Below are 11754 nucleotides of genomic sequence, written 5' to 3'. Positions count from 1 at the left end.
GACGGCGGGAAGCGCGCGGCGCTTGGCGGTTTGCACTGCCGCGTCCACAAGCTCGCTCACGCCCTCATTTTTCACGGCGGAAATGGGAACCACCGGAATGCCTAAGGCTTTTGACATGCCTGCCACATTGACGGTGCCGCCATTTTTGCGTACCTCGTCCATCATGTTCAGCGCCAGAACCATGGGAATCTGCATTTCCATAAGCTGAAGCGTTAAGTACAAATTTCGCTCAATATTGGACGCGTCCACGATGTTGATGATACAGTCGGGTCGCTCGCCCAGAATGAAGTCTCGGGTGACAATTTCCTCCGGCGTGTAGGGCCGGATGGAATAGATGCCCGGCAAATCCACCACCGTGCAGCCCTTCTCGCCCCGGATTTCCCCAAATTTCCGGTCCACCGTCACGCCAGGGAAATTGCCAACGTGCTGGTTGGAGCCGGTGAGCTGATTAAACAGCGTGGTTTTTCCGCAGTTTTGATTTCCCGCCAAAGCAAAGATCATGGCATGACCTCCACTTCGATGTTCCGGGCGTCTTCCCGGCGAAGAGACAGGGAGTAGCCCCGTACCAACAGCTCCATCGGGTCCCCGAGAGGGGCCACCCGCTCAATCCGCACCACTGTTTTCGGAATCAGCCCCATGTCCAGCAGGCGGCACCGCAGTGCGCCCTGCCCGCCCACGGCGGTAATGACGGCCCTTTGGCCGATGGGTAAGGTATCCAACTGCATCTCATACGCGTCCCTTCGACGTAATTCGGCTCGAGAGTTAGTAAACGGTAACTCTGTAAGGTTAGAGTAGCATAACGCCGCCCGCCTGTCAAACCCCGGCTTGTGGAAAGTGCACTTAAATTTGCCGCCAGGATTTGTGAAAAACAGCAGAGGTGGGCCATGTTCAAGCGCAAAAAAGCGCGGAGGCCAAAAGGCCCCCGCGCCGGAGACAAACATGGAAAATTATGGCACAGTTAAGAAAAAGCAAAAAAATGCAAAAAGGCACAAAATTCGTGGAAAGCGAGGAACTCCACAAAAAGCAGAGAGACGGAGGGCCGCCAAGGGAAAATCCGTAAGCATCCGAAAACGTCAGGAAAGCCCGCGAATGCACTGACAGAGGTTTCCGGAAGCAGAGAAAAAAGCGTCAGTCCGAACTGCCGGAACTTTTTTGCTTGATACTGCACAGCGCCGCGCCGATGGCGGTGGCAAAGGTGGCGTTTTCGGGAATGATATAGCGAATGCCGTACAGCTTTTCAAATACCTGAAAGGCAGGCTCCGCCTGATCCAGCGTGGTCATGGAGCCGGTAAGAATGACTGTGTCCGTCCCGCAGCAGCGGCAGGCCAGCACCGTCATGGTGCCGATGGCCTGAAGCACCAAATTCACCGTCCCGGCGGCGAGGTCCGCGGGAGAGGCGTCCTCGGCCAGATTGCCGAAGTTTGCGGCGGTCATGTCCGGGTGCAGGGTTTTGGTGGCCTCGGTGACGATATCCGCGATGCGCAAATCCACTTGGGAGAGGTCCCCACCGACGGCCAGCTTCTTGATCTGGCCGAACCGCTCCACGCCCACCAGCTTGCGGCAAAGGCCGCCCAGCGTGCCGCCGCCGATGCCGCTGCCGCACAGGTGCTCCACTTTTCCGTCCTTTGCCCAGAGAAAGGCTGTGCCGGTGCCCATGGTTGCCACCACACCCTCTGACTGACCGGAGAGCGCCAGCGCCCCGGTGCCGCTGGCGGTAAATTCGTCCACCCGGCAGGTGGGGATGCCGTGGATATCCTCCTGCACATAGGAAGCGCCCACGCCGGTGAGCACAATCTGCTGCACATCGTCCAGCCACATGTGGTTGCTGACAAGATAGTTTCCCAGCGCTCCGAATAACGACGTAAGCTGGTCCTCTGCCCGGACGCGGAGCATGGATATTACGGTTCCCTGCTCGTCCAGACCCACAACCTTTGTGGTGGAGCCGCCGATATCGATTCCTAGAATCAGGCCCATGCCTCTGGCTCCTTTCAAATGCGGACGCGGCGCGCGGTCATATGTCCGCCATCATAAAATATGCTTGTATCATAGGGGAGAAGCGCGGGATTGTCAATTCAAAGAGTCGACAAACTTTTTAGGAAAAATGCGGAAAACATTGCTTTCCCCGGCAGGGAGCGCTATAATCTATGCAATTACCTCCGTTTTTGACGGAGTACGTTTGAGGTGCGATATGAGCGTCCGCGGGAAACTCAATATGTCCATGCTTTGTGACTTCTATGAGCTGACCATGGGAAACGGGTACTTTGAAACGGGCTTTCAGGACCGGATTACCTATTTCGATGTGTTTTTCCGTAGCGTGCCGGATCAGGGCGGCTTTGCTCTGGCGGCGGGACTGGATCAGGTGATCGAATACATCGAGGACCTGCATTTTTCAGAGGAGGACCTTCATTATCTCCGGGGACGGAAGCTGTTTTCTGAGTCTTTTCTGAACTATTTGAAGCACTTTCGCTTCACCGGCGATTTGTACGCCATCCCGGAGGGAACTCCGATTTTTCCGCAGGAGCCGCTGATTACCGTCCGGGCCCCTGCCATTCAAGCCCAGCTCATCGAGACGTTTTTGCTGTTGGCTGTGAACCACCAGAGTCTGGTTGCCACCAAGGCAAACCGCATTGTCCGGGCTGCCAAGGGGCGCACGGTGCTGGAGTTTGGCTCCCGCCGCGCGCAGGGGACGGACGGCGCCATCACCGGCGCACGGGCCGCTTATATCGGCGGCTGCGGAGGAACGGCCTGCGCCATTGCCGACCAGATTTACGGCGTTCCCGCCGGAGGGACCATGGCCCATGCGTGGGTCCAGATGTTTGACAGCCAGTATGAGGCCTTTCGGACTTACTGCCGCCTTTATCCCAACAACGCAACGCTGCTGGTAGACACCTACAACACCCTCAAATCCGGCGTGCCGGACGCCATCCGGGCCTTTAACGAGGTACTGCGGCCCTTGGGCATCCAAAAATGCGGCATTCGGTTGGATTCCGGCGACATGGCGTATCTCACACGGGAGGCCCGTAAAATGCTGGACGACGCGGGCTGGCCGGGCTGTGAGATTTCCGTGTCCAACGCGCTGGACGAGTATCTGATTCAGGATTTGGTGCAGCAGGGGGCCAAAATCGACATGTTCGGCGTGGGTGAGCGGCTGATTACAGCCCGCAGCGAGCCTGTGTTCGGCGGGGTGTACAAGCTGGCGGCGGTGGAGGACGACGAGGGGAACATCCTTCCGAAAATCAAGGTCAGCGAAAATATCGCAAAGATTACGATTCCCCATTTTAAAAAGACCTATCGGCTGTACGACCGGGCCACCGGGAAGGCGGAAGCGGACTATATCTGTCTTCACGACGAGGTTTTGGACGACACAAAACCCTTGGAGCTGTTTGACCCGATGGCCACATGGAAGCGGAAAACTTTGACAAATTTCACCGCGAGGGAGTTGCAGGAGCCGATTTATCTGGGAGGAAAGCTGGTGTACCGTCAGCCGGAGCTGCGGGATATTCGGGCATACTGTGCCCAGCAGGTGGACACGCTGTGGGACGAGGTGAAACGGTTCGACTATCCCCATAAATATTATGTGGACCTGTCCCGGAAGGTATGGGACATCCAGCACGACTTGCTGAAGCAGAGCAGATGAGGCTGACGGGGATCGGCACAGCGGTACGCCGCCAAGGCGGGACGCCGGATTGACAGGAAGGGAGCGGTTTATGCGCCGGACAGGAGACAGACAGGCACGCAGCCAGAGAATTGAGCGGCGCATTTCCGCCGTGTCCAGCATTGCCATGTGCGTGCTCACGGTGTTGGTGCAGATTGTGGTGACGTTGCTGCTGACGCGGCTTTTGAAGGAGCATGCCAGCCTTGCCTATGCGATTTTGGAGCTGATGGGCGTGGTGATGGCTGTGAGTGTATTTCTCCGCTCCGGAAGCCCCAGCTATAAGCTTAGCTGGCTGTGCCTGCTGCTGGTGCTGCCGGTGTCCGGTATGCTGCTGTTCTTTCTGTGGGGCGGCACCCATCAGGCGAAGACCTTGAGCCTGAAGAAGGTTCCGCCGCCTGCCGAGCGGGAGAGCGCCCGCCGCCAAAGCGAAAACAACGTGGCAAAGCTCACCCGGAAGGACGCGGCCATGGGCCGCGTGGCGGCCTATCTCCAAAAGCGGGACTTTCTGCTTTACAACAGGACTTCCGCCAAATATTTTGGCGACGGTATGGAATTTTTCGATGATTTAATCAGCCACATCCAGCAGGCGGAGACGTATATCTTTCTGGAGTATTTTATCATTGCCGAGGGAAAAATCTGGGACCGGATTCTGGACGCGCTGCGTGAGCGGGCTGCCGCCGGGGTGGAAATCCATGTGATTTTTGACGATTTCGGGAATCTCACCCGCTTTTCCGACGACATGATTCAGTCCATTCAGGACGCGGGCATTGAAATTCGAGACTTTAACCCGGTTCACCGCTATGTGAACCGCATCTATTTTAACTACCGGGACCACCGCAAAATTGCGGTGATTGATGGACACTGGGCCTATACCGGGGGCATCAATCTGGCAGATGAATATGCAAACCTGTTCGAGCGGTTTGGCTGGTGGAAAGATTCCGCCGTCCGCATTGAAGGGGATGGAGCATGGGCTTTGGCTGCCCAGTTCATCCAGATGTGGGAGATGATGTACGACACCCTGCCCAACGAGGACGATTATTACCGTCCCCGGACGGAGGGGCCGGAGGTCCCGGGATTCTGTCAGGCATTTACAGACGGGCCGCTGAACAACCCGGACAACCCTATGGAGGATACGTTTTTTCAGCTCATTTCTTCGGCCACCCGCTTTCTCTATATCACAACGCCCTACTACGCGGTGGAGGAATCCATGCAGCAGGCGCTGTGCATCGCGGCGGACTCCGGCGTGGACGTGCGACTGATGATGCCCGCCATTCCGGACAAGAAATACGCCTATATAGTGGCAGAGACCTATTGGGGCGAGCTTTTGCGCCATGGGGTAAAAATCTACAAATACACTCCCGGCTTTATCCACGCAAAGAGCGTGCTGGTGGACCGGAAAATGGCGTTGGTAGGCAGCCCCAACATGGACTACCGTTCCTTCCAGCTCCATTTTGAAAGCGCCGCCCTGCTTTATGACATGCCGGTGGTGGAGGAGCTTTTGGAGGATATGGATGCCGTGATGGCCCAGAGCGCCCTTTATACGATGGAGGACTGGAAGGCGCGCTCGTGGCTCCGGCGGACCTTTGCTTCGCTTCTGAAACTGGCCGCCATCTGGTTCTAATACCTTCGGTTTGTTGCTTTGCAGTCAAGTGAGATAACTTTACACATATTGGAGAGAAAACTATGCCAAAGGACCTGACCCCTTGTGAAACCGCGGAGCGGAGCATCATTAAAAAGTACCGTAAAACACTTTGGAACCCCTTTATCGCGGCGGTGAAGAGGTATGAGCTGGTGGCTCCCGGAGACAAAATCGCCGTGTGCATCTCGGGAGGGAAGGACTCCATGCTGCTGGCAAAGCTGATGCAGGAGCTTCGCCGCCATACCGACCGGCCCTTTGAGCTGACGTTTATGGTGATGGACCCGGGCTATGCCCCGGAGAATCGGAGGCTCATCGAGGAGAATGCCGCCGCACTGGAAATTCCCGTGACGATTTTCGACAGCGATATTTTCGACGTGACGGTGCAGGCGGACCGCAATCCCTGCTATTTGTGTGCGCGGATGCGCAGGGGCTTTCTCTATGCCAAGGCGCAGGAGCTGGGCTGCAACAAAATCGCTTTGGGACACCATTTTTCCGATGTGGTGGAAACAACCCTGATGGGCCTGCTATACGGCGCGCAGATTCAGGCCATGCCGCCCAAGCTGCACAGCAAAAACTTCCCGGGGATGGAGTTGATTCGCCCGCTGTACTGTGTCCACGAGGAGGATGTCATCTCCTGGAAAAATTACAACCACTTGCAATTTTTGCAGTGTGCCTGCCGGTTTACCGAGGAGCGGAACGCGGCCGATGACGGGGTGGGTCACAGCAAGCGGCAGGAGATGAAGGTCCTGCTCCGGGAGCTGAAAAAGACCAATCCCAATGTGGAGAAGTCCATTTTCGCCGCCATCCACGGGGTACAACTGGATACTATGGTGGGTGTGAAGTCCCGGGGAAAGGAATATTCCTTTTTGGACCTGTATGATCGAAAATTGGGGACTTGACCGCAAAGAAAAGAAAATAAGACCGCCGGTTGGCGGCGGAGACATTTGTCTCCGCGCCAACCGGCGGCTTTGTCTTATAAAAGATTTGCGGGCATGGAAGGGTCATTCCTCCGGAGTCGGAGTCGGCCCGAAATACCCCTTGGGGTGATTTCCGTCGTCGAACAGGTGGTTATAGGCCATGATGCGGTAGCTGTTGTAAAGACGCTCTTCCTTTTGGGAAAGTCCGCTCTCCTCCGTGTCGCCAAGAAGGGTGCCGCCAGCCGTTTCAAAACCGACGGTGGAGTTCACCGGCAACGTGTCCAGCAGCTTTTGGTGCAGCTTCTCGTAGCCGGTGGGTTGAATCCCCGCCAAATCCATGGTCAGCGTACCCAGCAAATTCGCGCTGATGGTTACGTCCTGCTGCTCCGGCAGGCCGTAGTTGGCCCAAATGAAAAACGGCGTTTCATACTGCTGAAATACCTCTGCCGATGTGCGGTCATCCAGCTTTTTGCCGTATAGCTTCTCATAAAAGTCGTTTCCCAAGGGAGGCTGATGGTCGCCAAAGAAGACGATCATCGTCCGTTCGTCGGAAGCCTTGTAGTGCTCAATCAGCTCACGGATGGCATTGTCGCTCTCTCGGAGAAGGGAAAAATACTGGGCCGCCACGGCGGAAGAGCCTTTGCTGGCCCCGTCCAGCTCCACAGCACGCTCCAGATTGTTCCAGCCCTGAGAGTAGCCGCTGTGGTTCTGCATGGTGACGTTGAAGACAAACAGGGGGCCGTTCGTCTCGTCGGTGAGACGGTAAAGCTGCTGATAGTCCGACGCGTCGCTGATATAGTTTCTTATGTACTGGGGATCCCTCACGTCCTCCTGATACATCTGCCGGTCAAAGCCCATCCAACGATAGACGGACGTGCGGTTCCAGCCGGAGGAGAGATAGGGGTGGAAGGCCACGGAACGATATCCTAGAGAAGACATCTGCGACACCATGGAGGGCATTCCATCATAGCAATAAAGCTGATAGGCCACGGTGGAGGAGGGGAGAAATGCCAGAGAGTCGCCCGTGAGATACTCAAACTCCACGTTGGCGGTGCCGCCGCCCGTGACAGGGGAAATCATCGTGCCCTTCACCGTGTTCTTCGTCAAAGAATGGAGGAAGGGCAGGGGGTCCTCCGTCAGCTCCAGATTGGGAAAGCTGGCCTGCATATCCGAAAAAGACTCGTTCATAATCACCAGCAGGTTTTCCGGCGGCGCAGCAGACACCGTTCCGCTCACGGTCCCGGCAAAGGTCCCGCCGGCAATTTTCTGGGCCTCCTCCGCAGAGTAGCTATCCGGCGCGGAGACAAAGCTGTACCGCAAAGCGGTCATGAAATTCAGCATAAACCCGTTTTGCTGGGTTTTCCACTGCTGCGCCCAGATGCCAACGCTTGGGAGCAGCGGCGTGCAGAAAAAGGCGTACAGGAAGACGGCGGAGGCAGCCAAAGAACCAAAAGCCGTAACCCGCCGCAGCTTTTGCCGCCCCTTGGTCTGCTTGGGGATCAGGGCCAGCAACAGCAGGTACACCGCCAGAATGGCCGCTGCCAGCCAAACGGTTTTATCCGGCCTGAAATCATAGCCGGTGGCCACGTTGGCGGCGGTGCCCAGTGTCATCAAATCCACAGGGAAAATAATGCGTCCCCGGAACTTCAAAACATAATGATTCGCAACCCCCAGCAAAAAGCAAAAAACCGCGCCCACGCCCGCAGCGGTCTTGAGCCGCCCCGTGAGCATCCGGCATACCCAGAAAATGAGATAGTACCAGAAGGCGGAAAAAAGAAGCTGGGTGGCATTCAGGGCGGTAAAAGGGTTGTTTTCGTTCAGATACTCCACGCACAGATACGCCACCCACGGCCCCAGCATAAAGAGAAGCCGGACTGGGGTGCGGGCGTCATGAAGCACTTTTTGAAGCCACCGGAATATACGGGAAATCTTTTTTTCCGGAGGGGCGGAAAGCTCCTCCGGGCCGGAAGGCTCGGTCTGAGGAATCATAGTTTCGTCGCTCAAGGGAAAACGCTCCTTTCAAAAGCGGAGATGGCAGGCGGCGCAAGCCGCCTGCCATGCCGGAAAAGCGCTTACTTGTGCAGAAGGGGAGACAGGGGCTTGTAAATCAAAAAGCACAGCGCCACGGTCAGAACTCCCTTCAGGAAGGTAAACGGCATGTTAAAGGTGACAAGACATTCCAAAAGTCCGTTCACAGAGGGACGGATGGCCTGATACATGCCCAGAATCACATCGATGGGCATGAACTTGGCGTAGACAGGATAAGTAAAATAGTAGTTCAAAGGCACGGAGATGAGCGCCATGCACACCGCCCCAATCAACGCGCCGACCAATGCGCGCTTGCGGCTCTTGTGCTGGCCGAAGCGATGATAAATAACGCCTGCGGTGCCCACAAAAACGGCGCCCATCATAAAGTTTGCCGCCTCGCCCACGCCTCCGGTGGAGGTTTGCAGAAGGTGAAGGGCGTTCTTGATGAAGCAGACCGCCACACCGTACCACGGGCCGAGACTGAAGGCGGCCAGCAGAGCGGGAAGCTCCGACACGTCCATCTTGACAAACGCCGGGATCAAAGGGACCGAGAAGTCCAGAGTCATCAGGACAAGGGCGACGGTGCTGAGCATGGCGGTGACGGTGAGCCGGTGGGTGCGGGATCTTGCATGGGTGCGGCCTGCTGTGGTGGTTTCTGGCTGAGACATAAAAAACACACTCCTTTAATTGTCTTGAAAACACCTTGAGTACTGAGTCTTCCCAAGGTGAAACAAGCAACAAAGGAGTACGCCAAGGCGCAGCTCTGCCGCTATGATCTTCTTCCATCCAGACTGTGCCTCTTTTACGGAGGCTTCACTGTCGGTCCCGGAGTTGCACCGGGTCAGCGGACATCCAATGGATGCCCGGTCGCGGACTATACCGCCGGTGGGGAATCGCACCCCGCCCTGAAGACACGTATTCAGTTGCTTTCTGCCCATTAGTATACGACGGCGGTAAAAAAAGTGCAAGAGGGAAATATGTCCTAAAAGAAAATTTTCGACTTTTTTTACGGGTTTACAAATTGGACTTTACAAATAAGAACGTCTGTTCTATAATGGTGCAGACTAATACCTATTAAAAAATATCGTCCGGCTACTGGCACAATACGCAGCTTGCCGAAGAAAGTCCTTTTTGCCAAAGGGGATGAAAGGGAAAGGGGGGAACCGTAAATGAGGGGAAGACAGTCGGCCTGCTGCTTTACGGGGCATCGGCCGGGAAAGTTGCCCTGGGGCTATGAGGAGAGCGACCCTCGCTGCACGTCCCTGAAGATGCGGCTTTTGGATGCGGTGGAGGCCGCCTATGCGGAAGGATACGGACACTTTCTGTGCGGCATGGCGCAGGGCTGCGATTTGTATGCCTGCGAGTGCGTGCTGGAGCTGAAGCAGCGACACCCGGAGGTGACGGTGGAAGCGGCAATTCCCTGCCCCTCGCAGGCAAAGGCCTGGTCCGAGGCGGAGCAGGCGCGGTATCGGCGGCTGCTTGCCCAGTGTGATTATGAGACGGTGGTTTCCGCCGCCTACAGTCCAAGCTGCATGCAGCGCCGGGATCGGTATATGGTGGATCACGCGTCGCTGCTGATCGCCATGTTCGACGGCAGCCCCGGGGGTACCCGCTATACCATTGAATATGCTATGCGGCGGGGACTGGACGTGGTGGATTTGCCGATTGTGGAGGAATCATGATGAAGGAATTAACTCTTTTTGCCCCGGCGAAGCTGAATTTGACGCTGGATATTCTCCGCCGCCGGGAGGATGGCTATCACGATTTAAAAATGACAATGATTTGCGTAGACCTGCGGGACACGCTGACGGTGCGTCTGCGGGAGGACGGAAAGATTCTCGTCCGCGTCCCCGGCACGGATTTGCCAGAGGGGGAGGACAATCTGGCGGGCCGGGCCGCCCGGATATTTTTTGATGAAACCGGGTCTGCGCCCGGTGCGGAAATTACGATTGAGAAACGCATTCCATTTCAGGCGGGCATGGCCGGCGGCAGCGCCGACGCGGCGGCAGTTTTGCGTGCTCTGCGGACGCTGCTACACCCCAAGCTGACGGACCGGGAAATGGAAACCATAGGGGAGCGGGTCGGCAGTGACGTGCCCTACTGTGTCCGAGGCGGAACGGCTCTGGCGGAGGGCCGGGGAGAGCGGCTGACGGATTGGCCCTCCATGCCGCCCTGCCAAATTGTGGTGTGCAAGCCGGATTTCGGCCTGTCCACGCCGGAGCTGTTCGGACGGGTGCGGGTGGAAAAGCTGCGGACGCATCCCAACCATGAGGCCCTGCATGCCGCTTTGCTGGGAAAAGACCTGCGGGCGATGGCGAAATTGATGGTCAATGTGTTTGAAGAGGTTCTCACGCCGCAGGAGGCGGAGACGATTGGGAATATCAAGGCCCGGCTGCTCGGTTTTGGCGCGGAAGGCGCGGCGATGACCGGCTCCGGGCCAACGGTGTTCGGCCTGTTTGAAGACGAAGCGGCGGCCCGTGGGGCGTTTGACGCGCTGAGGACCGTGTATCCCCAGACCTTTTTGACCCGGCCTGCGCCGGAGGTATGAAATTCTGCGTTTCTGTCCAAACTTTTACAAACGGGTCGATTGCCCGGTACATCACCCGCCTTGCGGCGGGAAGGTAAAGGACGGAAACGGTATGGAAAAGACGAAGGAGCGCCGCGCTCGCCGAACGGGCCGCGTGCTGGAAATCGCGCTGGGAATCGGCCTTGCGGCGGCGCTGGTGTGGGGGATATCCTCGCTCCACCGCCAGCAAGAGCTGGCGGACCGCGTGGTGCGGCTGCATATTCTTGCTAACTCCGATTCGGAGGAGGATCAGGCTTTAAAGCTGCGGGTCCGGGACCGACTTTTGGAAAGAGCCACCGAAATTTTGGAAGCCTCGGAAGACCGGGCGTCGGCGGAGAAGGCCCTGCGGGCCGCTTTGCCGGAGCTTCAGACTTTGGCGGCGGAGGAGATCACCACGGAGGGGTATACCTATTCCGTGACGGCTGAGCTTGAAGAAACCACCTTTCCCACACGGGAATACGAGGATTTCACCCTTCCGGCAGGTGATTATCTGGCATTGCGGGTTCTAATCGGCGAGGGCGCGGGGCGCAATTGGTGGTGCGTGGTGTTTCCGCCCCTTTGCACAGCCTCCACCACCAGTCTGGCCCAGACCGCCATGTCGGCGGGGCTGAGCGACGACGACGTGAAGCTCATCACAGAGGACGGGAGCGGCTATGCTATCAAATTCAAGTCCATTGAGCTTTGGGAGGCGCTAAAAGAGAAGCTTTCCTGAGGAATGCTTTTAAAATGGAATGTCTGTGGACTTCCATAGGCGTGTTGACCATTGAACTTCTGATTGATAAAGCTTTAGTTTATCGGCCTGCGGCTTGCTTTCGGCTTTGTGATTTGTGATTTCAATATGTAAGGGATAAACAAACGGCTCCGCCGGAACAATGTTCCGGCGGAGCCGTTACTGATATGGGATACATATGCTAAGCCGCGCATAATGTCTGCATCCGGGGCGAAATAA

Annotated in this window: 11 protein-coding genes and 1 riboswitch; of the genes, 6 read left to right on the top strand and 5 right to left on the bottom strand. The window is 56.8% G+C overall.

What is annotated here, in order from left to right:
* From RTK01_RS13180 to RTK01_RS13170, 3 genes are all read right to left on the bottom strand, one after another.
* The coding region (locus RTK01_RS13180) for a FeoB small GTPase domain-containing protein (protein ID WP_312281424.1) at positions 1–501 on the bottom strand (501 nt) is incomplete at its 3' end.
* Positions 498–725 (bottom strand): FeoA family protein, encoded by a 228-nt coding sequence (locus RTK01_RS13175; protein ID WP_293009508.1) that lies wholly within the window; start codon positions 723–725, stop codon positions 498–500. The genes RTK01_RS13175 and RTK01_RS13180, both read right to left, overlap by 4 nt.
* A gap of 403 nt (positions 726–1128) precedes the next feature.
* Positions 1129–1974 (bottom strand): BadF/BadG/BcrA/BcrD ATPase family protein, encoded by an 846-nt coding sequence (locus RTK01_RS13170; RefSeq protein WP_312281423.1) that lies wholly within the window; start codon positions 1972–1974, stop codon positions 1129–1131.
* Positions 1975–2212: 238 nt separating this feature from the next.
* On the opposite strand from RTK01_RS13170, the gene RTK01_RS13165 reads away from it, so the two are divergent.
* The 3 genes from RTK01_RS13165 (at position 2213) to RTK01_RS13155 (ending at position 6193) form a co-directional block, all read left to right on the top strand.
* Positions 2213–3637: a nicotinate phosphoribosyltransferase gene (locus RTK01_RS13165; protein ID WP_312281422.1), complete on the top strand. Its 1425-nt coding sequence runs from the start codon at positions 2213–2215 to the stop codon at positions 3635–3637.
* A gap of 70 nt (positions 3638–3707) precedes the next feature.
* On the top strand, positions 3708–5276 hold the full coding sequence (cls, locus tag RTK01_RS13160; protein ID WP_312281421.1) for a cardiolipin synthase: 1569 nt from the start codon (positions 3708–3710) through the stop codon (positions 5274–5276).
* Positions 5277–5338: 62 nt separating this feature from the next.
* Positions 5339–6193, top strand: coding sequence for an ATP-binding protein (locus tag RTK01_RS13155; protein WP_312281420.1), 855 nt, complete (start codon positions 5339–5341; stop codon positions 6191–6193).
* Positions 6194–6295: 102 nt separating this feature from the next.
* On the opposite strand, the gene RTK01_RS13150 is transcribed toward RTK01_RS13155, so the two are convergent.
* Both RTK01_RS13150 and RTK01_RS13145 read right to left on the bottom strand, forming a co-directional pair.
* On the bottom strand, positions 6296–8215 hold the full coding sequence (locus RTK01_RS13150) for an LTA synthase family protein (RefSeq protein WP_312281419.1): 1920 nt from the start codon (positions 8213–8215) through the stop codon (positions 6296–6298).
* A 68-nt stretch (positions 8216–8283) separates the two neighbouring features.
* Positions 8284–8907, bottom strand: coding sequence for an ECF transporter S component (locus RTK01_RS13145; protein ID WP_312281418.1), 624 nt, complete (start codon positions 8905–8907; stop codon positions 8284–8286).
* Between the two features lie 102 nt (positions 8908–9009).
* Positions 9010–9156: riboswitch (FMN riboswitch) on the bottom strand.
* Between the two features lie 252 nt (positions 9157–9408).
* Here RTK01_RS13145 and RTK01_RS13140 point away from each other — a divergent pair.
* The 3 genes from RTK01_RS13140 (at position 9409) to spoIIR (ending at position 11517) form a co-directional block, all read left to right on the top strand.
* The gene (locus RTK01_RS13140) at positions 9409–9921 is read left to right on the top strand and encodes an SLOG family protein (RefSeq protein WP_312281417.1); all 513 of its coding nucleotides are present in this window, start codon (positions 9409–9411) and stop codon (positions 9919–9921) included.
* Complete coding sequence (gene ispE / locus RTK01_RS13135; RefSeq protein ID WP_312281416.1) at positions 9918–10787, top strand: 4-(cytidine 5'-diphospho)-2-C-methyl-D-erythritol kinase; 870 nt, start codon at positions 9918–9920, stop codon at positions 10785–10787. The genes RTK01_RS13140 and ispE overlap by 4 nt, the downstream gene beginning before the upstream one ends.
* A 91-nt stretch (positions 10788–10878) precedes the next feature.
* On the top strand, positions 10879–11517 hold the full coding sequence (gene spoIIR, locus RTK01_RS13130; RefSeq protein WP_312281415.1) for a stage II sporulation protein R: 639 nt from the start codon (positions 10879–10881) through the stop codon (positions 11515–11517).
* Positions 11518–11754 lie beyond the last annotated feature (237 nt).

Origin of the sequence: Oscillibacter sp., from assembly GCF_031978065.1 — a bacterium.
Lineage (GTDB): Bacteria > Bacillota > Clostridia > Oscillospirales > Oscillospiraceae > Oscillibacter.
The sequence above is the reverse complement of the archived record's forward strand: the minus strand, read 5'-3'. Positions and strand labels throughout refer to the sequence as shown.